Source organism: Kouleothrix sp., assembly GCF_046328425.1.
In the GTDB taxonomy this organism is placed as follows: Bacteria; Chloroflexota; Chloroflexia; order Chloroflexales; family Roseiflexaceae; genus Kouleothrix.
Map to the genome: position 1 here is coordinate 652002 of NZ_JAXLWP010000003.1, position 22544 is coordinate 674545.

A 22544-nucleotide genomic window follows, 5' to 3' on the forward strand; every position below is an offset into this window, starting at 1 on the left:
GGCCGCTGTGCACGTACATTTCAGCACCCCGGAGCCAATACTTTGGATGGAGGAATGATATGAGTGCCCGTTTCCTGCGAACAAAGCAACGCGGCCAGAGCATCCCGCTGATTGCGCTGCTGATCGTCGTGCTGGTCGGCGCCGCCGGCTTGGCCGTCGATGTTGGCAACAACTATGCGCAGCAGCGTAACACCGTGCGCGCCACCAACGCCGCCGCGCTGGCTGGTATGAATGCGTTGATCCAGGGTGGCACCGATCAGTCGGTTAGCCAGGTGATCCAGCAGTCGCTGCGCTCGAATAATATCGATGGCGTGTTCGACGATAATAATGTCGATACGCGCCAGGCCGACCAGCGGCTCATCCAGGCGTACTACCTCGACTCAAAAGGTAACTATCTCGCCACTTGCACCATCGGCTCGTGCGGCACGGTGCCTTCGGGCGTTACATACATCCAGGTGAAGGTAAACGGCGATGTGAATACCTACTTCGCTCGCGTGCTCGATCGCCCAACGCTCCCGGTGAAGGCACAGGCCTACGCCGGCCGCTGCTCGCCGGTCGAGGGCGTCTACCCGATCGGCGTGCAGTCGAGCAACCTCGATCAGAACGGCTTTCTGCCGCCGCAGAACCCTGCCGATCTGCCATACTACAAGATCTACAAGGACTCGACCTACCCCAATGGCCTGACGCAGCGGCGCATCTACCTGCGCGACGAGGCCAACTCGCCCGGCAACTTCAGCTTCCTGCGCTGGAAATCGACCAACAGCGCCGGTAGCAATACCGAGATGGTCTCGATGCTCAGCGGCCCCGGCAACCTCGCCGATGGCTTCGACGAGGGCCTGGTGAAGAATGGCGTTACCACCTGGCCCGACACGAACTCGCAGCCGCCGATGGTTGCCGGCAAGGTGGTGTACCCGGTGAAGCCGCACGAGATCAATGCCGGCGATTGGGTCTACGCGAATAGCGGCCTGGGCCTCAGCAGCGGCGTCACCAGCGCGATCCAGGATCATATCACCCGCAAAGACGTGTTGATCCTGCCGATCGTCAAGCCGGCGGTTGGAACTGGCGCAAACGCAACATTCCAGATCGCCGGCCTTGCCTCGTTCTATGTCGTCGGCTTGGGTGGCAATGGCGCCAACAGCTACCTCGACCTAGTGTACATCGACACGGCCAACTCGATCGCCTGCTTGAGCACGCCGGCCGTCACCAGCAGCACGCTGGGCATCAATGGCGCCGTGTTCCTCAAGCCGCGCTGGGGCCAGCCGCAGTTCGGCCAGCCGATCGCCTACGAGATCATCATGGACGTGTCGGGCTCGATGAGCTGGAACTTCAATGGCCAGGGCAACCAGGGCGGCACGGGCAAGGTGATGCAGTGCGAGCAGTTCGGCAACACCCCCCCGGTGGCCTGTAATGGCAGCGATGATTACTGGAATAAGCAGACCGAGCGCCGCGTGTATGTGCTCAAGCAGGCGCTGGCCGGAACTGGTGGCTTCATCGACAACATGCGCTCGTACGATACCATGCGCATTATCACCTTTACCACCGATGGCAGCAACCGCGTGTCGGTGAACACCGGCCCCAACTGGAGCACCGACAAGAGCGCGCTCAAGAGCACGGTGATGGCCGCCGGAACATACAAGAGCAATCAGTACCTCACCTTTGGCGGCACGCCAGGCCCGTCGGCGCTGAACAAAGCCGCGACAATCCTGCAGAGCAGCCCGCCGCCGCCTGCGGCCAATGGCCAGGCGTACAAGCACGCGGTGATCTACATGACCGACGGCGTGGCCAACCTGTTCCTCGATGGCGCCGTGAACTACGCCAAGGATATCTGCCCCGAGTACAATGGCGACGTGCGCGCACTTAGCACGCCGCGCTGCCAGTACGACCCGCCGCCCGACTACAAGCCCAATACGCAGCACGGCATGCGCCCGATCACCGCCATGATCGACGAGGCCGGCAAGATGAAGGCGAACATCAGCAACCTGCAGCTCTTCGTGGTGGCGCTTGGCCAGGTCGATGTGCTGGGCCTCGACGAGGTCGCCTCCGATCCCAAGCTGGTGTTCCCGGCCCGTAGCCCCGACCTGGTGAGCCAGGTGCTTGCCCAGATCAAGGCCAAGGCCGAAGGCCCCTGCATCGAAAACACCAGCGCCGATTGGGTCAGCCATATCGATACAGCGCACACGGCCAACCTGCCGACGCTGAACCTGCCATCTGGTGTATATGGCTATATCTACCTGTACGACGCCAACTTCACGCCGGTGAGCCTGCCGTGGACGGGGCCGGGTAGCGATCCGCGCGGCGCGGCAACCAACGCCATGCCAATCACGCAAGACGGCGTCAGCCAGCAGCTGAGCTATTCGCTGCCGACGCAGAACGGCCTGATACCCGGCACCTACTACATGAATGGCTATGTCGGCTACCTAGCGAAATCGCCCGACGGCGACGATGTGTCGCGCGTCTACGACCAGATCAAGCCGGGCTTGACATCGCAGCAGTACGCTTCGTTTACACTTACGCCGTCGGATGTGCTTGGCGCGACGGTGGTGCTCGATCCGCTGCGCCTGCTGCTCGCCAACGATAAGACGGTGTGTAGCTAGTACGGCTTAGCCCCGCCGCAGTATTTCGATACGAGACCGAGCCCGGGAGATGCGTGGGTATCGTCCGGGCTCGGCTTTCCACAAATTGCCCCTGCTTAAGCGAGGTTGTATATGTTTGCTTCGCGACACTGGTCGTTCCAAGCGCGCGTGTGTGTGCTCCTCGGGGTGTGCCTGCTGGTGCTGGCGGCGTTGCCCGCCACGAGCCTGCGCGCCGCAGTGGTGAAAAGCACCATCGACGACTCAATTGCCGATTTCAGCCGCGGCTCGTTTCAGCGCACTGTGCTGGGGCCGCTGCAAAACACCAAGTTCTCGCCCAACGATAAATCGGGCGCGATCCAGCTAGGGCCGATCGGCCTGCTGAAACAGTGGATCGACTCACCATTCAATCTGAAGGTGCCGCTCTCGCGCATGGGCGCCACTGCGGTGGGCAATCGGGTGTATCTGATCGGCGGCCTGACGCCGGTGAACAACGCGACACAGGCAGTCGCAAATGTGTGGTCGGCGGCCGTGTCGCAATCCAATGGAACATTCCTGGAAGACTGGTTCGCCGAGCCGAACCTGCCGGTGGTGCAGGGTTCGAACCAGAGCGGCTTTACCACGCCGGTCGCGCCGATCTATGCGCCCGGCGTCACGTCGGTGGCAGCGAACGGCGGCGGCTACTACATCTATGTGATCGGCGGCAATGCCCAGCCGAGCGCCAACAGCACCTTTGATTTCTCGAGCTACGCCGTGCGCATTGGCCTCGCCGGCGCCGATGGCCACATCAGCAGCTGGGTGGTCGGCCCGCCGATCCCCAGCCCCGACCCAACCGATACCCAGAATATCAGCCAGCTGGGCATCCAGTCGCCGGCGGTTACCTCGCTGAAGGTGGGCGGGCAGACATATGTGTATGTGATCGGCGGCCTCAAGCGCTACCGGGTTGGCACCGGCTTTAATGCCCGCACCGTCAGCGAAGGCTCGAAGGACGTCTTTTACGCGCGCGTCTCGTCGGGCGGGCAGCTGGTGAAGCCGAGCAACGGCAGCGCGGGCTGGGATAAGCTCAACTCCATCCCGGTGCCTGGCGACACGCCGGCCGGCCTATGGGATGCGGCGGTGATGGCCGATCACTTCATCGTCAGCACCGGCGAGTCGGCCGATGTGCTGTATGTCGTCGGCGGCCAGATCACGCCCGACGACCAATCCGCCTCGCCGCCGAGCCTGCCCTCGTTTAGCTCGGCGGTGTACCGCGCGTTTATTGGCGCGAATGGCGTGCTCACCTGGGATTTCACCTGGCAGGGTACGCTGCCGCAAACCCGCACCGGCCTCAGCGGCGTGCCATTCCACGGCTCGCTGTATGCCGTGGGCGGCATCCCCAGCAATGGCAACCAGCCCGACAAAGGCGTGCTGACGACGTATGTCGAAGATAATATGCAGCTGCACGGGTTCAAGCCCGACGAAGTGCCGCCGGGGATCGACAGCGGCGGCAGCAACTTCCTGAAGAGCGACGCGCTGCGCTTCGCGCGCGTGTTCCACGGCACAGCGATCGTGCCGGCCGACGCTACCAGCCCGAACTCGGCGTTTGTGTATGTGTTTGGCGGGCGCGGCGATACCAGCGACGGCAACCCCGGCGACGACCAGGGCTCGACCAGCGTTTTCTTCGGCAAGATCGGCGGCAGCGAAGACTCGGCCACCACCGGCTATGCCACCAACGGCTGGTACTACTCCAAGCCGTTCGACATCAACTCGACCGGGGCGCAGCTGCAAAAGATCTACTGGGCCACGCAGATCGATCGCACGGCCTCGGCGAACCCCGACATCGATGTCAGCTATCGCATCTCGTCGGGGAACACCTGCGCCAACGCCGACTGGAACGACGGCAGCTGGGTGGCGCTGAAAGCGGCCGAGAGCGACGCCCTGCACTCCTCGGTCGACGGCAACAACTCGTCGGCGCCGATCAACCTGGCCGCGCGCTGCTTCCAGTACCGCCTCAAGCTCAGCACCGACAACTACCTGGTGACGCCATCGCTGCTGAGCGTGAGCATCGACGTGTTCGTTCCGGGCAGCCCGGATCTGAACTTCAACAATGTGTCGGCCCAGCAATCGGGCGGTACCTTCCAGGGCATGAATGTCGTGATCCAGAACGTCAACACCTTTGAGCAGACCCTAGCCGCCGATGCTGAGGTGCGCGGCTCGTTCTTCGTCGACTTGTGCATCTTCGGGCCGGGCGAAACCGTGGTCGACCCGGTTATTCCGTTCAGCAACCAGAACCCGGAGTGCAGCGACGTGTACGCCGATATCAACAACAGCGCCATGCAGGTCAATACCGTGCTGCCGGTGACGCGTTGGCTCGCGACCACCGGGCCTAATGCCGATAAGCCGGTCGATCTGCTCTCGTACTTCAAGACACCTGGCGCCTACACGGTGATCGCCGTCGTCGATTCGTACAACAATATCAACGAAGGTACACTTGGCGGCGAGAACAATAACATCTCGCCAAAAGTGAACTTCACGGTCAATAAAATCGGTTACGTCATGAATCTGCCCATGATTCGGCGCTAAAACTGCGTGAATTTGCACTGCTTGCCGCACACCTGCCAGCGCCAACATACGGAGGCCAACCGCATCGGTTGGCCTCCTAAAGCCGTTGGGGTGCATGGCTTGTCAGCCTGTGCTATAATGATCGCTCAGGCACCTGCGGCTCCGCATGCTTGCTAGAAGAAAGGTTGAAAGCACATGAGGCGTGGAGGCCGGCTGTTTCTGCTTCTCGGGCTCCTGATCATCGTCATCGGCGCGCTAGCCTATTTCGTGCTATCGCAGCCTCAGCTGGCGAATCAGGATCTTGCACCGCAGCCAACCCAAGAGCTGAAGCGAAAGATCGTGATCGCGCGCATCGACATCCCCAACAACACCGTGATCACCGATACTGTCACGTTTCTGACGACGATCGATATTCCCGAGAGTGAGTTCGCCGCCGCCTCTGGGCAGTATTTCACCAGCCCCGAGGAGCTGCTTTACAAGCAGACGCTGCGCGCAATCGCGTTTAACGATCGCATCCGCAAGGCCGATATTACTGAGCCTGGCTTGTCGATTCAGATCCCCACCGCCCAAGCTGGCCAGCCGCGCGTCAAGGCAATCACCTTCCAGGTCAATAACCTGAGCGGCGTGGCCGACCAGATCCGGCCAGGCGATTTCGTCGACGTGCTGTCGTCGTTTATCGTCAAGCGTACCTACCTGCGCCCAGGGTTCAGCGACCAGGGCCAGATCACGATCAAAGAAGAGCCCTTCGAAGGCCAGACGACCAAGACGCTCCTGCAGAACGTGCAGGTGCTGCAGATCCGCAAGCCGGCCCCGGCGCCCGAGGGCACGCCCACGCCGGGCGGGCCTGCCGCCGCCGGCCCACCTCAGACCGATACCAACGGCCAACCGGTTGGCAGCGGCGGCGAGACGGGCAACCAGGCACAGGGCAACACCGAGCCCCAGGCGAACAACGGCAACACCTTCCAGCCTGGCTCGTGGCTGCTGCTGCTGGCGGTGACCGATCAGCAAGCCGAGCTGTTGAAGTTCTCGCTCGAGCAGGGCACCGGTATTACGCTGGTGCTGCGCGGCCGCGGCGATGCAGCAATTGAAACCACCACCGGCGCCACGCTCGATCTGCTGGTGTCGCAGTATGGCCTGCCGCTGCCGCAGCCGGCTCTTCCGGCCGTCAGCGGGCCAACGTCGCTTACACCACTGCCGACAACCGGCCCGGCTCAGCCGGCTGGCGCTACGCCCACACCTACTACGACGCGATAACCGAAGGGTACGAGGAGAATCGCATGCCTGAGCAGTCCGAGATCCGTGTCTTGATCGTCGACGATATCGCCGAGACGCGCGATAACCTCGAGAAACTTCTGTTTTTCGAAAAAGATATCAAGGTCGTCGCGAAGGCCAGCACCGGGCGCGAGGCAGTGGCGATGGCCAAGCAGTATCAGCCCGACGTCGTGCTGATGGACATCAATATGCCCGACATGGACGGCATCGCGGCAACAGAAGCGATTCTCAGCCAGGTGCCAACCGTCCAGGTGATCATGATGAGCGTGCAGGGCGAGCAAGATTACCTGCGGCGCTCGATGCTGGCCGGCGCGCGCGAGTTCCTCACCAAGCCGATCAGCGCTGAGGAGCTTTACCACGCGATCCGGCACGTGTACCGGCTGCAGACGACCCAGCGCCGCTATGTGTCGGCGCCGGTCGAGCCGGGCCTCAGCGCCGATACCGGAGCGCAGGGCCAGATCATCGCGGTGTTCAGCCCCAAAGGCGGCGCCGGCACCTCGGCCGTAAGCGCCAACCTGGCCGTCGCGCTGCGCCAGCTTACGAGCAAGAAGGTCGCGCTTGTCGACGGCAATGTGATCTTCGGCGACCTCGGCGTGATCATGAACCTGGTGTCGACAAAAACCATCGCCGACCTTGCCAACCGCATCTCCGAGCTCGACCGCGAGCTGCTCAACGACGTGCTGGCAACGCATACCTCGCAGGTGAAGGTGCTGCTGGCCCCGCCCAACCCGCAGACGGGCGAGCTGGTCACATCCGATCACCTGCGGGCGATCCTCGAGCTGATGCGCAAAGAGTTCGACTACGTCGTCGTCGATACCCAGTCGTCGTTTCAGGATCGCGCGCTGGCCGTGCTCGACCTGGCCGACCGGATTGTCACGCTGATGACGCTGGAGATGCCGTGCATCAAGAACATCAAGCTGTTCCTCGAGGTGGCCGAGCTGCTCGAGTACCCGCCCGAGAAGACGCTGCTGGTGCTGAATAAGGCCGACAGCCGGCTGGGTATTCGGGTCGAGAATGTCGAGGAAAATATTCAGCACAAAGTCGCGCTGCAGATCGGCAATGCAGCGCACGAGATGTCGCTGTCGATCAACCAGGGCGTGCCGCTGGTGATCGAGAAGCGCGGTCACCAGACGTCGAAAGATATTTTTGCGCTGGCGAACCTGATCAGTAACGCCCGTGGCGGCGCTGCTGTAAAGGCCGGCGCCAAGCCACCCGATCCAAAGGCGCCCGAGAACCGCGGCCTGTTTGGCCGGCTGCTCACCAAGCGCTAGCGTGCAGCCCGCGCACGCGCGATCGGCCATCCTGATACTCATCGCAAGGAGGTTCTGCTATGTCGTTGCTGAAGCGGATTGGCGGCGCGCCCGCCACAGGCGAGAGCAGCGGGCCGGCAATGCGCCCGGGCGCACCGCACTATGACACCAGCAAGCTGGCTCAGCCGCGCGATCGCGACGACCACGCTTTTGCCGATATCCGCGCCCGCGTGCAGAATAAGCTGATCGCTGAGCTTGACCCAAAGCTCGATCTTTCGAATGCCGCCAGGGTGCGCCAGCAAGTCGAAGATATTTTCAATACGATCCTCGATAGCGAGAATATCGTGCTGACGCGCACCGAGCGCGTGCGTATGTTCGAAAGCATCGCCGCCGATATCCTTGGCTTCGGCCCGCTCGAAGAGCTGCTGAACGACACCGACATCAGCGAGATCATGGTCAATGGCCCGCGCAGTATCTACATCGAGCGCAAGGGCAAGCTGCAGAAAAGCAATGTCGTGTTCAACAACGACGAGCACGTGATGCGCGTGATCGACCGGATTATTTCGCCGCTCGGCCGCCGCTGCGACGAGTCGTCGCCAATGGTCGACGCGCGCCTGCCCGATGGCAGCCGCGTCAACGCGGTGATCCGCCCGATCTCGCTGGTCGGCCCATGCCTGAGCATCCGCAAGTTCAAAAAAGAAGGCATTACGATCGAGGATATGATCCGCTTCGGCTCGCTGTCGCGCGAGATGGCCGAGTTTCTCTCGGCGTGCGTGCGCGCGCGCCTGAACATCGTCGTGTCGGGCGGCACAGGCTCGGGCAAAACCACGACGCTCAACGCGCTCTCGTCGTTTATCCCCGAGGACGAGCGGATTGTCACCGTCGAGAACGCGGCCGAGCTGCAGCTGCGCCAGGATCACGTCGTGACGCTCGAGTCGCGGCCGCCAAATGTCGAGGGCTCCGGCGAGATCAGCATCCGCGACCTGGTGATTAACTGCCTGCGTATGCGCCCCGACCGGATCGTCGTCGGCGAGTGCCGTGGCGGCGAGGCGCTGGAAATGCTCCAGGCGATGAATACCGGCCACGACGGCTCGATGACCACGCTGCACGCCAACACCCCGCGCGACACAATCGCGCGCATCGAGACGATGGTGCTTATGGCCGGCATGGATCTGCCGGTGCGCGCCATCCGCGAGCAGATCGCCTCGGCGATCAACTTGATCGTGCAGCAGGCGCGCTTGAAAGACGGCACCCGCAAGATCATTAACATCACCGAAGTGCAGGGCATGGAAGGCGATGTGGTGGTGCTGCAGGATGTCTTCCTGTTCGAGCAGACTGGCCTCGATGAGCGTGGCAAGATCGTCGGCCAGCTGCGGCCGACCGGCATCCGGCCCAAGTTCGTCGAGCTGTTCGAGGCGCAGAATATCTACTTGCCGCCGAATATCTTCGGGTATGCCGGCGAGCGCTCGTTCTTCTAAGGGGCTGCGATATGCGTCTTCCGGCGAATTTACCGATCAGCCCGACCATGCTGCTGATCGTGGCGGGCGTGATCGCGCTGATCTTTATTGCGATCGGCCTGCTCGGCCGCCGCTCGGGCGATGGCACAAGCAACGCGCGCAACGTCGACGACCGGCTGAACCAGTTCGCCGGCCGCGCGCAGCGCAACCAGCAGGCCGAGCCCAAGCCCATGGCCAAGATCGACGCGGCCTTGAGCAAGGGGCGCCAGGGCAGCAAGATCGCCCGCGACCTGGCGCGCGCCGACCTGAAGCTGACGGTGGCCGAGTTTGTTGGCCTGAAGATTTTGTCGGCGCTGGCGGGCGTGGGCCTGGGCGTGTTTGTTGGGCGGGCGAGCATCGCCGCCATGGTGCTGTCGGGGCTGGTGGCCGGCGTGCTGCTGTCGTTCGCGCCGAACCTGTATGTGGTCTATGCGTCGCGCAAGCGCATCCGCGCCTTCAACAACCAGCTGGGCGACGGCATCACGCTGATGGCGAACTCGCTGCGCAGCGGCTATAGCTTCCTGCAGTCGATGGACCTCGTCTCGCGCGAGGCGCCGCCGCCGATGTCGAGCGAGTTTCGGCGCGTGGTGCAGGAGATCGGCCTGGGCCTTTCGACCGAAGAGGCGCTGGCGAACCTGCTGCGGCGCGTGCCGTCCGACGACCTCGACCTGCTGATCACCGCCGTGAACATCCAGCACGAGGTTGGCGGCAACCTGGCGCAGATCCTCGAGACCATCGGCCACACCATTCGCGAGCGCGTGCGCATCAAGGGCGAGATCCAGGTGCTCACCGCGCAGGGCCGCATCTCGGCGTATGTCATCACCGCGCTGCCGATTGTGCTGGCCGTCGGCATCACTGTGATCAACCCCGACTATATGTCGCCCATGTTTAAGTTTGGCCTGCCGCCGGACGCCTGGTGCTGCCTGCCGGTAAGCGCGCTGGTGATGATAGTCGTCGGCTTCTTCGTGATCATGAAGATCGTTGACATTGAAGTGTGAGGTAGGCAATGACCCCACTGATCCTTGTTCTCGCGGTTGTCATGATTGCTGGCGTTGGCCTGGTAGTGTTCGGAATGACCCGCCCGGCCCAGACCGATGCGATTGGCGAGCGCTTGAGCCAGTTCACCGAGCGAACCATGACGCTGGACGAGCTGGAGCTTCAGCAGCCGTTCAGCCAGCGCGTGCTCGCGCCGCTGGCGCGCGCCATCCTGGCGCAGCTTGGCAAAATCGGCCCGAAGCAGAGCGCCGAGCGCCTGCGGCTGAACCTTCAGCAGGCCGGCAACCCCGGCAATATTACGCCGACCATGTTCACCGGCCTGCGCATGGCGCTGATGATGATCCTGCTGGTGACCGGTGCGTTTGTGACGTTCGGCCAGGGCATGGCCACGCCCAAGGCGCTGATGTATACGGCGGTGCTGGCGGTGCTGGGCTACCTGCTGCCAGGCATGTGGCTGGGCCGCCAGATCAAGCAGCGCAAGCACAATATCGTCAAGGCGCTGCCCGACGCGCTCGACTTGCTGACGATCAGCGTCGAAGCCGGCCTGGCGTTCGACCTGGCGCTCATGCGCGTGGCCGATAAGTGGGACAACGAGCTGTCGAATGAGTTCAAGCGCGTTCTCACCGACACGCGGCTGGGGCGGGCGCGCCGCGACGCGCTGAAAGAGATGGCCCAGCGCACTGGCGTGGAAGACGTGCAGACATTCACCGCCGCGATCATCCAGGCCGAGCAGCTTGGCGTCTCGATCGGCAAGATCCTGCGCATCCAATCCGACCAGATGCGCATCCGGCGGCGCCAGCGCGCCGAGGAGGCGGCCCACAAAGCCCCGATCAAAATGCTCATCCCGATGGCGTTCCTGATCTTTCCATCGCTGTTCGTGGTGATCCTCGGGCCGGCGGTGCCGCGGCTCATGGGCTCGCTTGGCGGCCTGTAGGCGCGAAGTGCGAAGGCAGCGAGAACCGGGAACCGGCTTGAAGGTTCTCGGTTCTTTGTATGAAAAGCGGGCAACCTGCTATGGCGGCTGCAGCTATACAGATCGTTAACCAGACGCGCGGCGCGGTGCTGGCCGACCGGGGCGAGCTGGCGCGCTCGTTTGTGGCACGCGGGCGCGGCCTGATGGGCCGCGCGGCGCTGCCCCACGGCTACGCGCTGATCATCTACCCCGAGTGGAGCATCCACACCTTTTTCATGCGCCTGGCGATCGATGTGCTGTTTGTCGATCGGGCCGACCGGGTGGTGGGGCTGCGCGAGGCGATGCCGCCCGGCCGGCCGTTTGCGGGAGTGGCGCCGTGGCGCGGCCGGTATGTGATCGAAATGCCGGCGGGCGTGATTGCGGCGACGGGCACCGCGCCAGGCGACCAGCTGGTGCTGAGCCCGCCGCTGCCACAGTGAGGGCGAAGATGCAGCCGCAACAGCCGGTGTATGTGCGGATCGCCGACCTGGGCTGGGAAAGCTGGGACGACGGCGACAGCGCGCGGCGTGGCGAGATTGTGTGGAAGACGCTGTTCAGCGGCGAGCGCACCCCGACCGGCGAGCTAAGCGCGGGGCTGGCGCTGGTGCCACCCGGCGGCGGGCTGTCGCGGCACCGCCACGCCCAGGCCGAGATCTACGTGGTGCTGGCTGGTGTTGGCGTGGCCGAGATCGATGGGGTGGCATACACGGCCGAGGCCGGCACGGCGCTGTTCATCCCTGGCGGCGCCTGGCACAGCATCAGCAACACCTCGGCGGCCGAGCTGCGCTTTCTATACGCATTCGCCGCCGACGAAGCCAGCCAGATCGTTTATGAGTGGGCCTAGCCGTAGCGCGGCGGCCGGCGCTCGCGGCCGGCCAGCAGCAGGTAGCCGTAGAGCAGCACACCCGAGAGCAGCGACACCGCCAGCTTCAGCGCCAGCGGCTGATCCGATGGCGAAAGAAACCCCTCGATCGTGCCGGCAAGCACCAGGATGGGCACGCAGCCGAGCAGCAGCAGCGCGGCGCGGCGCGAGGCCAGCACGAGCGCGGCGCGGCGTGTGAGCAGCCCCGGCCGCAGCAGCGACCAGCCGAGCTGCATGCCGGCCCCACCGGCGATAAAGATTGCGCTGAGCTCGAGCGTGCCGTGGCCGGCGACAAAGCCCCACAGGTTGCCGGCAAACCCCAGCGCCTGCGCCGCGCCGGCCAGCACCCCCAGCATCAGCCCGTTCTGGGCCAGCAGGTACAGCGTAAACACGCCCATCAGCGTGCCGCCCGCGAACGCCAGTATCGTCACCTGGATGTTGTTGGTCATGATCAGCGACGCGCCGGCGGCATTGCCGTCGTTCAGATCTTTCCACCACTCGTGCTTGTCGCGAATATCCTGGATGCGCTCTTCGATGCCGGGCAGCAGCGCCGCGCCGGCCGCCGGGTCGCGGTAGGCCGCCCAGAAACCGGCCAGCGCCGGCAGCAAGAACATCAGAAACGCCGCGAAGGTATACGGCCAGGTGGCGCGGAAGGTGCGCGGGAACGTGGTGCTGAAGAACACGGCGATGTCGCGGCGGCGCGCTGCCGGGTTTTGGTACACCGCGCCGTGGCCGCGCGCGACCAGGCCGTTGAGAAAATCGACGACGCGGTGATCGGCGAAATCGCGCCGCGCGACCGCCAGATCCGATGTTGCGCTGCGATACAGCCGGCCAAGCTCGGCCAGCTCTTCGGCCGAGAGCCCCGCCAGCCCGCCAAGCCGCGAGTGGTCGAGAAGCGCGCTCAGGCGCTCCCAGCTGGCTTTTTTGGCGGCGATGAAATCTTCGGCCAGCATACGTGCTACCCGGCCTCAAAGCAGGCGCGGCAGCGGGCCTCGTACAGCTCGAGGCCGCCCACGACGATGGTAGGGGCGTCGAATGGCGCGGGCCGGCCGTCGATCATGCGCTGCGAGCGCGTGGCATAGGCACCGCAGCGCACGCAGATCGCGTAGAGCTTATCGACCTGCTCGGCCACCGCCAGCAGCCGGGCCATAGCCGGGAAGGGCGTGGCGCGGAAATCCTGATCGAGGCCGGCGATGATCACGCGCAAGCCGCGCCCGGCGAGCGCCTGGCAGGTGCGCAAGATCGTATCCGGATCGTCGTCGAGGAAGTGCAGCTCGTCGAGCGCCACCACCTGCACGTCGTCGCGCAGCGACTCCCCGACCTGATGGATCGAGTGGATCGGCTGGGCCTCGATCCGCACGCCATTATGGCTCACCAGGTTGCCGCTGGCGTAGCGCGTGTCGCGGCTGGGCGTGAACGCCTGCAGGCGTTGGCGGGCGATCTGCACGTGATTCAGCCGGCGAATCAGCTCTTCGGTTTTTCCGCTATACATACAGCCGCAGATCACCTCGATGCGGCCGCCGGAGCCGGGGCGGGTCATACAGCACTCCTATACCATCGTGCGCCGGTGCGCTCGCAGTATCCTACCATGGGCGCCTACGCTCGGCAAGCTAAATTGATAGTTGACAAATCTTTAAGAGTGATGTATGCTATCGGAAACCGCTTTACTACTCAATATTAAGCAATTGGCCGGCCTGATGCTTGGGGCGATCTACGGTACGCTCTGAGCCGTTCTAGAGGCCTATGCTGCGCGAACCCGCCCCAGAGCATGGGCGTAAGCCGCTACTATATGTACGCGCTGTAGCCGCAGAAAGTCTTTACGCCCAGCGCTAGCTCAACCGAAATAAGCCGATCAAAGAGGATTACGGCGCGCGATGACGACGATCGATAAAGTTGCCAAGCTGGCGGGTGTATCCCCGGCGACAGTCTCGAAAGTGCTGAACAACCGGCCATATGTGAGCGCCGAGACGCGCGCGCTGATCGAGCGCGTGATCGCCGAGACCGGCTTCGTGCCAAGCCAGCGCGCGCGCGGCCTGAGCAAGCGGCGATCGTATATTTTCGGCCTGCTGATACCCTACACCCCCGATCAGCTATTTGCCGACCCGCACCTGCTCGAATGTATTCGCGGGATCGAGGACGAGGCCAACACCCACGATTACAACATGCTTCTCTCGACGGCGCGCGCGCCGGCCGAGGCGGCCAGCGCCTGCGTGCGGCTGATGCGCAGCGACGTGATCGACGGCGCGATCATCCTCGAGACGCTCGACCTGCAGCCGTTTACCGAAGTGCTGAGCCAGCACGAGGCGCCGATGGTGGTGATCGGCTACGCCCACACCGACGATTTGCACTCGGTGCACGCCGACGACTACGGCGGCGCGCTGACGGCCATGCGCCACCTGCTTGGCCTGGGGCACCGGCGCATTGGGGTGGTTGGCAGCGTGCTGCGGCCATTCGCGCTGGAAGAGCGCCTACGCGGGGTGCGCGAGGCGCTGACCGAGCGCGGCCTGCACCTCGACGGCGGCCTGATCGCCATGGGCGATTTCTCGCTCGAGAGCGGCGAGATCGCCGGCCAGATGCTGCTGAAGCAGCCCGAGCCGCCGACGGCGATCTTCGCGCTGAACGACCGCATGGCGCTTGGCGTGATGCGCGCGGCGCGCGAGCTTGGCCTGAGCATCCCTGGCGATCTTTCCGTGATCGGCTTCGACGACATTCAGCCCGCAGCGCTCTCGACGCCGCCGCTTACCACGGTGCGCCAGCCGGGCTTCGCGCTGGGCGAGGTGGCGGCCAGAGCGCTGTTTGCCCAGCTGGATGGGGCACCGCTACCACAGCCATCGATCATTTCCACCGAGTTTATCGCCCGCGGCACCACTGGGCTGCCGCGCGCCTGATAGCGCACTAACGAAGGAGGAGCAGGGCCGAGAAGTAACGCGGCGCGGCAAGAGGCCGCGCATCCCGACGACGACGAACGGAACTCAGATGCTCACAAGCGAAAGGAACCGACCATGCAGTTTAAACGGATGCTGAGCCTGTTTGGCTTGGTGATGGCGGCGGCGCTGGTGCTGGCAGCCTGTGGCGTCTCGACGCAGCAGCAGGGCGGCGGCACGGCCAGCAGCCCCACGGCGGCACCGGCGGCGAATAGTGGCGGCGCGGCCGGCGCCAACGCAATCACGATCCGCTGGCGCACCCGGCCGTCGGACGCGGCCGAGCAGGCTGTGTACCAGGCGCTGAACGACGCGGCCAACCAGCAGCTGGCCAGCAAGAACATCAAGGCAGTCTACGACCCGGGCGTGAACCAGGACTACGAGCCCAAGCTGAAGGCCGAGCTTTCGGCCGGCACCGCCCCGGACATCGCCTGGATCCCGGGCGCGTCGACCGCCGACTATGTGGCGGCCAGCCAGGCGCTGGACATCAAGCCGTACCTCGACAAAGACACGAGCATCAAGGCCAGCGATTTCTACCCGCAGCCGCTCGCCGAGCTGACGCACGACGGCAAGATCTACGGCCTGCCGCGCGACGTTTCGACGATGGTGACGTATTTTAACGCCGACCTGTTCAAGGCCGCCGGCATCCCGAACCCGAAAGAGCTGAGCGACCAGGGCAAGTGGAATTGGGATACGCTGCTCGATAGCGCCAAGAAGCTGACCGACGCCAACAAGCAGCAGTATGGCCTGGGCTTTGGCGACTGGTGGGGCCCGGCGTGGGGCTACTTCACCAACGCGGCCGGCGGCGGCATGTTCAACAAAGACCGCACCGCCTGCAACCTGAGCTCGCCCGAGTCGGTCGCCGGCGCCAAGTACGTGCAGGATCTGTACAGCCAGAAGCTGGTGCCGGCCGGCGACGCCGACGGCGAGGCGCTGTTCAACGCCGGCAAGGTCGGCATGTACTTCAACGGCCGCTGGTTCACCCCCGGCGTGCGCACCAACGCCAAGTTTAACTGGGACGTTGCCGAAATGCCCGAGGGCAAAGTCAAGAGCACCTGGCTGTTCTGGGGCCCGTACATCATCAACGCCAAGACGCCGAACCCCGACGCGGCCTGGGAAGTGCTGAAGGCGATCACCTCGGCCGAGGCGATGGGCAAGGTGGCCGGGATGGGCACCAACATCCCCTCGCGCAAGGATCAGTCGGCGGTAGACGCGTTCCTGAAGTCGAACCCGCCGGCGAACAACCAGGCGTTCATCAAGGGCGCCGACTACGCAGTGGCCGAGCAGGCGCTGTACACCGGCAACTGGGGCGATTTCAGCGGCAAGGTGCAAGCACTGTGGGATCAGATGATCGCTGGCAAGATCACGCCGGAGGATTTCGGCAAGCAAGCCTGCGACCAGACCGCCAGCACCTTTAAGAAGTAGCCGTAATCTCGTAGCCGGCAGCCAGCCACGCGCATGCGTGCTGGCTGCCGGCTGCTCTCAGACGTGGCCGCCACTGGCCAGAAAGGGGAGTGGAGGAGCATAGCCCCTCGCACTCCCTCTTTTCAGACAGGCGCTCACTGCCGACAGGATCAGGAGGGAACAGGGATGAGCAAACAGGCGACCCTCGCAGCGCCCGGCGCCGCGCACAAGCGTAGCAGCAAGCAGCTGCGCGAACAGATCGACGCATACACGATGCTGCTGCCCACTATCCTGGGCGTGATGATTTTTTTCGCCGTGCCGCTCGCGATCTCGCTGTACCTGAGCTTCACCAGCGCGCGCATCAGCACCGCCGTCGGCGAGGCGAAGTTTGTGGGCCTCGAGAACTATCTCAACGTCTTTAAAGATTCGAATTTCTACCTTGCGCTCCGCAACACCATGATCTTTTCGGCCGCCACGCTGTTGCTCTCGACGGTGCCGGCGCTGATACTGGCGGTGCTGCTGAATGAAAAAATTCGCGGCCAGGCGTTTTTCCGCGCGCTGTTCTTCATCCCGGTGGTCGCCTCGGTGGTGGCGGTGTCGCTGCTATGGCGCTACCTGCTGAATATTGACTTTGGCTTTGTCAACTATGCCTTCAGCCTGCTTGGCCTGCCGCGCATCCCCTGGCTCACCTCGCCGGATTGGGCACTGCTCAGCGTGATCCTGGTGTTCTCGTGGAAGACGATCGGCTATAACATGGTGATCTTTCTGGCCGGCCTGCAGGGCATCTCGCGGCCGCTGTACGAGGCCGCCAGCATCGACGGCGCCACGCGCTGGCAGCAGTTCATGCGCATCACCGTGCCGATGCTCTCGCCTACCACGTTTTTCATCCTGATCACCACGCTGATCAACTGCCTGCAGGTGTTCGATGTGCCCTACGCGCTTGGCTACGGCCGCAGCACCACAATCGGCCCGGCCGACTCGATGCTGACGGTGGTGCCGCTGCTGTACCGCGAGGGCTTCATCCTCGACCATATGGGCTACTCGTCGTCGCTGGCGTGGGTGCTGTTCATTATGATTATGGCGATCACCTTCTTGCAGTTTCGCATCTCGAACCGCTGGGTCAATTATGAGTAATTGGCACGAGCTACGCCGTTGGCGTTGTGCCGCCGGCAGATAAGCAGAGCCTGCTTCACAATAAAGAGGTACATAATGACCGGACAAGTGCTCCAGCGGCCGTTCGAGCGTTGGTTGGCGTATGCGTTTCTGCTCGTCACCGGCCTGATCATGGCGTTTCCGTTCATCTACATGCTGCTGTCGTCGCTGAAAAACTCGTCGGAAGTAGTGCAGGTGCCGCCGCAGCTGTTCCCCGAAAACCTGCAGCTTGGCAACTACCTTGAAGTGATCAGCATTGTGCCGTTGGGCACGCAGCTGGTGAACACCGTGATCGTCACATTTGGCGTGGTGGTTGGCTGGGTGATCACCTCGGTGCTGGCCGGCTACGCCTTCGCGCGCCTGGAGTTCTTCGGCCGCGACGTGCTGTTCTTCCTGTACCTGGGCACGCTGATGGTGCCGTTCGCGGTGATCATCGTGCCGATGTTCAAGATCATGGTGGCGTTTAGCTGGGTCAACAAGCTGGTGGCGCTGATCATCCCGTGGATCTTCACGGCGTATGGCACGTTTCTGCTGCGGCAGTTCTTCATGAGTATCCCGAAAGATCTTGAGGAAGCCGCGATGATCGACGGCGCGAGCCGCTGGGGCATTCTGTTCAAGGTGGTGATGCCGCTGGCGCGCCCGGCCATGGCCACACTAGCGACATTTGGCTTTCTGTATGCCTGGAACAGCTTTCTGTGGCCGCTGATCATCATCAGCGACGCAAGCCGCAAGGTGGTGAGCCAGGGCCTGATCGACCTGCAGGCGCTGTACGCGGTGCGCGTCGACCTGATCATGGCCGGCTCGGTGCTGGCGGTGCTGCCAACGCTGCTGGTGTTTCTGCTCGCGCAGCGCTACTTCATCGAGGGTGTGGCGAGCACCGGCCTGGCCGGGCGCTGATGCGCCGGGGGCGATTTCTGCTACAATACCCGCCACTGCAGATTTCTTCTTCCGGTTTGCTGTAAGGAGGATGACATGGGCATCATCGCATGGCTGGTATTTGGCGCGATCGCGGGTTGGGTGGCGAGCATGATCGCCGGCACAAACGAGCGGCAGGGCTGCCTGCTGAACATCATTGTCGGCATCGTCGGCGCGTTTATCGGCGGGTTCCTGTATAGCCTGCTCACCGGGCGCGATTTCGTGGCGCGCTTCGACCTCACCAGCTTTGTGGTGGCGGTGATCGGCGCAGTGATCTTGCTGTTCGTGCTTACCGGGGTGCGGCGCCGGCGCTAGGATGTGCGGCGCGCGAACGCCGATGGAGCTGGCCGCGAGCCCGCCAAGATCGATAACACAACAGCCGCCTGCTTCGAAAGCGGGCGGCTGTTGCGCGTTTGGTTGAGTGCGCCGGGTTGTGCTGAAACGAGCTGGCACGGCGAGGGATTCAGAGGGTGGCCGAGGCGACATTGAGGAGTGTGACATAGAGGTCCATCTGAGTGCCAGCCATATTCTGTTGTTGATGTCCAGCGCCTTTCTGATATACAGCATACTCGATTGCAAGGCCCGGCTCAATAGTTCCAACATCCTACTTTTTGCGCCAATGAGTATCCATGAGTACCATTGGCATGGATGACCTGCGCGCGTATGCCGCAGGTGGCGAGGCCGCGCCGCGTGCCCGGCACTACGGTAGGGCGCGCCGGCCGCGCGCGCTTGTGGTATCATGGCCGCAGGCGACCGACAAATGCCGAACGGACTGAACCGCATGCCAAAAGCACAGAAAACTCTCTTCGACTCGCAGCGCGACGAGGCGCTGCAGCGCCAGGCGCCGCTGGCCGCGCGCATACGGCCGCGCACGCTTGAAGAGTTCGTCGGCCAGGAGCAGATCGTGGGCGAGGGCCGGCTGCTGCGGCGCGCGATCGCCAACGACACGCTGTTTTCGATCATTCTGTGGGGGCCGCCCGGAAGCGGCAAAACCACGCTGGCGCGGATTGTGGCCGAAACCACCGACGCGCACTTTGAGCCGCTCTCGGCGGTGTCGGCCGGCGTTGCCGACCTGCGGCGGGTGGTGAAGGAGGCCGAGGATCGCCTGGGCATGTTCAAGCAGCGCACCGTGCTATTCATCGACGAGATCCACCGCTTCAACAAGGCCCAGCAAGATGCAGTGCTGCCGTACGTCGAAGAGGGCACGGTGATCCTGATTGGCGCCACCACCGAGAACCCGTCGTTTGAGGTGAACTCGGCCTTGCTCTCGCGCGCGCGCGTGTTTGTGCTCGAGGCCCACACCGACGAGCAGATCGGCCTGCTGGTTGACCGGGCGCTGGCCGACGCCGAGCGCGGGCTGGGCAGCTACAATGTGATGCTGGCGGCCGACGCGCGCGGCTACCTGGTGAATATGGCCAATGGCGACGCGCGCACCGCGCTGAACGCGCTCGAGGCGGCGGTGATGGCGAAGGCGCCAGGGCTGGCCGGCCGGCGCCTGATCACCGTCGATGATATTCGCGATGCGCTGCAGAGCCGCGCCGCGCGCTACGATAAAAACGGCGAGCTGCACTACGACGCGATCTCGGCACTGCATAAATGCGTGCGCGACAGCGACCCCGACGCCGCGCTGTACTGGCTTGGCCGCATGCTCGATGGCGGCGAAGACCCGCTGTACGTAGCGCGGCGGGTGGTGCGTATGGCAGTGGAAGATATCGGCCTGGCCGACCCGCAGGCGCTGCCGCTGACGATCGCGGCGCAGCAGGCAGTGCATTTCCTGGGACAGCCCGAAGGCGACCTGGCGCTGGCCGAGGCGGTGGTGTACCTGGCGCAGGCGCCCAAGAGCAACGCGGCCTACAAAGCCTACGGCGCGGCGCTGCGCGACGTGGCCGAGACGCGCAATGACCCAGTGCCGCTGCACCTGCGCAACGCGCCCACCAAGCTGATGAAGGGTCTGGGCTATGGCAAGGGCTACCAGTACGCCCACGACTTTGAGGAAGCGCAGGTCGACCAGGAGCACTTCCCGCCGAACCTGCAGGGCCGGCGCTACTACGACCCGACGAACCGCGGCTTCGAGGCGAGCGTCCGCGAGCGGCTGGCATGGCGCGATGCCCGGCCGGCCGCCGCCGGCCAGCGCCCTTTGCCTGGCGGAGGTGCGCCCGCGCCCGTGGCAGGCCGCCAGCCGCCGGCCAAGCAGGACGAGCTTCAGGCGCTGGCCGGCGAAGAATCGCAGGATGCCGGCGACGACGACGGCGCGCAGGTGCGCCGGCCAGCCGCCAAGCGCCCTGGCAAGGCGCCCAAGCGCAGCGATGGATGAGCCATACCGAAGAGCGGAACGCAGATACGCGGCCAATTTAATCGTGGCACCAGGACGCCAAGGAGTACAGAGCGCAGCCGCTCTTGAACCCTTGGTGTTTTGTTATCTGGCGCCGCGCACGCGGTAAAAGAACGGTATAGGTGGAAGCATATGGCGACATTCTTTTCGGCGAGCGACCAGGAGCTGGAAGCCGGCACAGCGCGCCCGGCGCTTTCGCGCGACGCGCTGCGCGACGTGCTGACAACTGCGCTGCGCGCAGGGCAGCTCATGCTCGAAAATGGCGCGAATACCGCGCGGGTCGAGGAGACCGTACACCGGATGGGCACGGCGCTGGGCGCCGAGTGGATGGATGTGTATGTGACGCCGCAGGGAATTATTGCCTCGGCGGTATCGCACCACGAGCACCGCACGCGCATCCAGCGCGTGACAAAAAGTGGCGTCGACCTGAGCCGCGTGGCGGCGGTGATGGATGTGTCGCGGCGCACCGAGCGCGGCGAGCTGACAATCGCGGCCGCACTCGACGCGCTGGACCGCATTGCCCGGCAGCCGCGATTATACGGCGTGTGGCTGACGACGCTGGCGGTAGCGCTGGGCTGCGCCGGGTTCGCGGTGCTGTTTGGCGGCGGGCTGGGCGAGTTCGTAGTGGTTCTGCTGGCGGCGGCGTGCGGGCAGGCGCTGCGCCACAGCCTGCTGCACCGCAACCTGGATCGGCTGATGACCACGGCGTTCGTGGCGGCCAGCGCCAGCGCGCTGGCGCTGGCATTTGCTACGGCGCTGCCGCTGGCCGTGCCGATCGGCGTGAAGCCGGCCGTGGCGATCACTGGCTCGGTGCTGTTGCTGGTGCCAGGGGTGCTGATGGTCAGCTCGACCGCCGACATGGTGCGTGGCGATATCACCTCGGGGGTAGCGCGGGCCACCGCAGCGCTGCTGGCGGTGATGTCGATTGGCGCGGGCATCTGGGCGACACTGCTGATCAGCCGGGCGCCGGTGGCGCTCGAGACGACGCTGCAGCCGAACCTGCTGGTGGCGCTGCTGATGGCGCTGCTGGCGGCCGGCGGCTTCGGCGTGCTGTTTGACGTGCCGTACCAGGTGCTGCCGTTCGCCGCGCTGACGGGCATGCTGGCCTATGGCGTGCGCTGGCTGATCGCATATGCCGGCGGGCCGGTTGAGGTGGCGTTTTTCTTTGCCGGCCTGACGATTGGCGCGATGGCCGAGCTGCTGGCGCGGCGGCTGCGCACCACCAGCTCGCTGTTCGCAATACCTGGCTACATCCCGCTGGTGCCAGGCGCGATCGCGTTCCGGGCAGTGTTGAAGTTTGTAGAGGCCGACTATACCGCCGGCCTGGCCGACGCGGTGCGTGCGGTGCTGCTGATCGTGGCGATTGCCGTGGGTATGGGTACCGTGAGTGCGCTGGTACGGCTGCGGCATAAGCCGCTGTTTTGAGAAGCTTAGGGCTTACGCGGGGCTCGTGCAACGTCTTTCGATCCCTCCCCCTACCCCTCCTGCCAGGGGAGGGGTTAATATATCTGGCTATGTGGTGCGGTCGCCTCCGCGGCACCACATAGCCAACAATAATCTCCCCTCTTCCGCACGCGGGAGAGGGGGGTGAGGGCCGACCTTGCACGAGCCCTGAGGGCTTATGCAGCAGGAGCGCTCTGTCGAGGGTCGAAAGATGGAGATCGAGTATTGACAGCGCTTACAAGGCGTGCTATTATCAAATTGCAAGCGCTATCACAATACAGAATAACGTACCCCATCAGCACAGGCACTTTTGGCATGGAGTTTGAAAGTGCTTGCAATAGTATGCGCCCTTGTGGGTATACTTCTGGAGGTTCATGCCGACGTGGTGCTGCCACATCGAGCGGCGAATGCGGTATTATCTATGCCAGCAGGTATCGC

18 protein-coding genes are annotated in these 22544 nt (G+C 64.1%); 16 read left to right on the forward strand and 2 right to left on the reverse strand.

What is annotated here, in order from left to right; genetic code table 11:
* Positions 1-59 precede the first annotated feature (59 nt).
* The 9 genes from U0177_RS02445 to U0177_RS02485 all read left to right on the forward strand — a co-directional run bounded on the left by U0177_RS02445 (position 60) and on the right by U0177_RS02485 (position 11921).
* The gene (locus U0177_RS02445) at positions 60-2594 is read left to right on the forward strand and encodes a pilus assembly protein TadG-related protein (RefSeq protein ID WP_409568987.1); all 2535 of its coding nucleotides are present in this window, start codon (positions 60-62) and stop codon (positions 2592-2594) included.
* A 111-nt stretch (positions 2595-2705) separates the two neighbouring features.
* Entirely contained in the window at positions 2706-5132 is a 2427-nt protein-coding gene (locus tag U0177_RS02450; protein ID WP_409568988.1) for a hypothetical protein, read from the forward strand.
* 174 nt (positions 5133-5306) lie between these two features.
* Positions 5307-6365 (forward strand): Flp pilus assembly protein CpaB, encoded by a 1059-nt coding sequence (gene cpaB / locus U0177_RS02455; protein WP_409568989.1) that lies wholly within the window; start codon positions 5307-5309, stop codon positions 6363-6365.
* 23 nt (positions 6366-6388) lie between these two features.
* Positions 6389-7654, forward strand: a complete 1266-nt coding sequence (locus U0177_RS02460) for a CpaE family protein (RefSeq protein ID WP_409568990.1) — start codon at positions 6389-6391, stop codon at positions 7652-7654.
* Between the two features lie 59 nt (positions 7655-7713).
* On the forward strand, positions 7714-9111 hold the full coding sequence (locus U0177_RS02465; protein ID WP_409568991.1) for a CpaF family protein: 1398 nt from the start codon (positions 7714-7716) through the stop codon (positions 9109-9111).
* Positions 9112-9122: 11 nt separating this feature from the next.
* Entirely contained in the window at positions 9123-10127 is a 1005-nt protein-coding gene (locus tag U0177_RS02470) for a type II secretion system F family protein (protein ID WP_409568992.1), read from the forward strand.
* 8 nt (positions 10128-10135) lie between these two features.
* Positions 10136-11059, forward strand: a complete 924-nt coding sequence (locus U0177_RS02475; protein ID WP_409568993.1) for a type II secretion system F family protein — start codon at positions 10136-10138, stop codon at positions 11057-11059.
* An 80-nt stretch (positions 11060-11139) separates the two neighbouring features.
* A complete protein-coding gene (locus tag U0177_RS02480; protein ID WP_409568994.1) occupies positions 11140-11517 on the forward strand; it encodes a DUF192 domain-containing protein in 378 nt (125 codons plus the stop codon).
* 8 nt (positions 11518-11525) lie between these two features.
* Positions 11526-11921, forward strand: a complete 396-nt coding sequence (locus U0177_RS02485) for a cupin domain-containing protein (protein ID WP_409568995.1) — start codon at positions 11526-11528, stop codon at positions 11919-11921.
* On the opposite strand, the gene U0177_RS02490 is transcribed toward U0177_RS02485, so the two are convergent.
* The gene (locus U0177_RS02490; protein WP_409568996.1) at positions 11918-12892 is read right to left on the reverse strand and encodes a stage II sporulation protein M; all 975 of its coding nucleotides are present in this window, start codon (positions 12890-12892) and stop codon (positions 11918-11920) included. The two genes, U0177_RS02485 and U0177_RS02490, sit on opposite strands and share 4 nt — an antisense overlap.
* 5 nt (positions 12893-12897) lie before the next feature.
* Entirely contained in the window at positions 12898-13479 is a 582-nt protein-coding gene (locus U0177_RS02495) for a thymidine kinase (RefSeq protein ID WP_409568997.1), read from the reverse strand.
* A 334-nt stretch (positions 13480-13813) separates the two neighbouring features.
* Between U0177_RS02495 and U0177_RS02500 the strand changes: the two genes are divergently transcribed.
* The 7 genes from U0177_RS02500 (at position 13814) to U0177_RS02530 (ending at position 22088) form a co-directional block, all read left to right on the forward strand.
* Positions 13814-14827 carry a LacI family DNA-binding transcriptional regulator gene (locus U0177_RS02500; RefSeq protein WP_409568998.1) on the forward strand — a complete coding sequence of 338 codons (1014 nt, stop codon included), beginning with the start codon at positions 13814-13816 and terminating at the stop codon, positions 14825-14827.
* A 114-nt stretch (positions 14828-14941) separates the two neighbouring features.
* Positions 14942-16285 carry an ABC transporter substrate-binding protein gene (locus U0177_RS02505; RefSeq protein WP_409568999.1) on the forward strand — a complete coding sequence of 448 codons (1344 nt, stop codon included), beginning with the start codon at positions 14942-14944 and terminating at the stop codon, positions 16283-16285.
* 165 nt (positions 16286-16450) lie between these two features.
* On the forward strand, positions 16451-17398 hold the full coding sequence (locus tag U0177_RS02510) for a carbohydrate ABC transporter permease (RefSeq protein ID WP_409569000.1): 948 nt from the start codon (positions 16451-16453) through the stop codon (positions 17396-17398).
* 75 nt (positions 17399-17473) lie between these two features.
* Positions 17474-18313: a carbohydrate ABC transporter permease gene (locus tag U0177_RS02515; RefSeq protein ID WP_409569001.1), complete on the forward strand. Its 840-nt coding sequence runs from the start codon at positions 17474-17476 to the stop codon at positions 18311-18313.
* A 75-nt stretch (positions 18314-18388) separates the two neighbouring features.
* Entirely contained in the window at positions 18389-18646 is a 258-nt protein-coding gene (locus tag U0177_RS02520) for a GlsB/YeaQ/YmgE family stress response membrane protein (RefSeq protein WP_409569002.1), read from the forward strand.
* Positions 18647-19112: 466 nt separating this feature from the next.
* Positions 19113-20645 carry a replication-associated recombination protein A gene (locus tag U0177_RS02525; protein WP_409569003.1) on the forward strand — a complete coding sequence of 511 codons (1533 nt, stop codon included), beginning with the start codon at positions 19113-19115 and terminating at the stop codon, positions 20643-20645.
* Positions 20646-20795: 150 nt separating this feature from the next.
* Complete coding sequence (locus U0177_RS02530; RefSeq protein WP_409569004.1) at positions 20796-22088, forward strand: threonine/serine exporter ThrE family protein; 1293 nt, start codon at positions 20796-20798, stop codon at positions 22086-22088.
* Positions 22089-22544 lie beyond the last annotated feature (456 nt).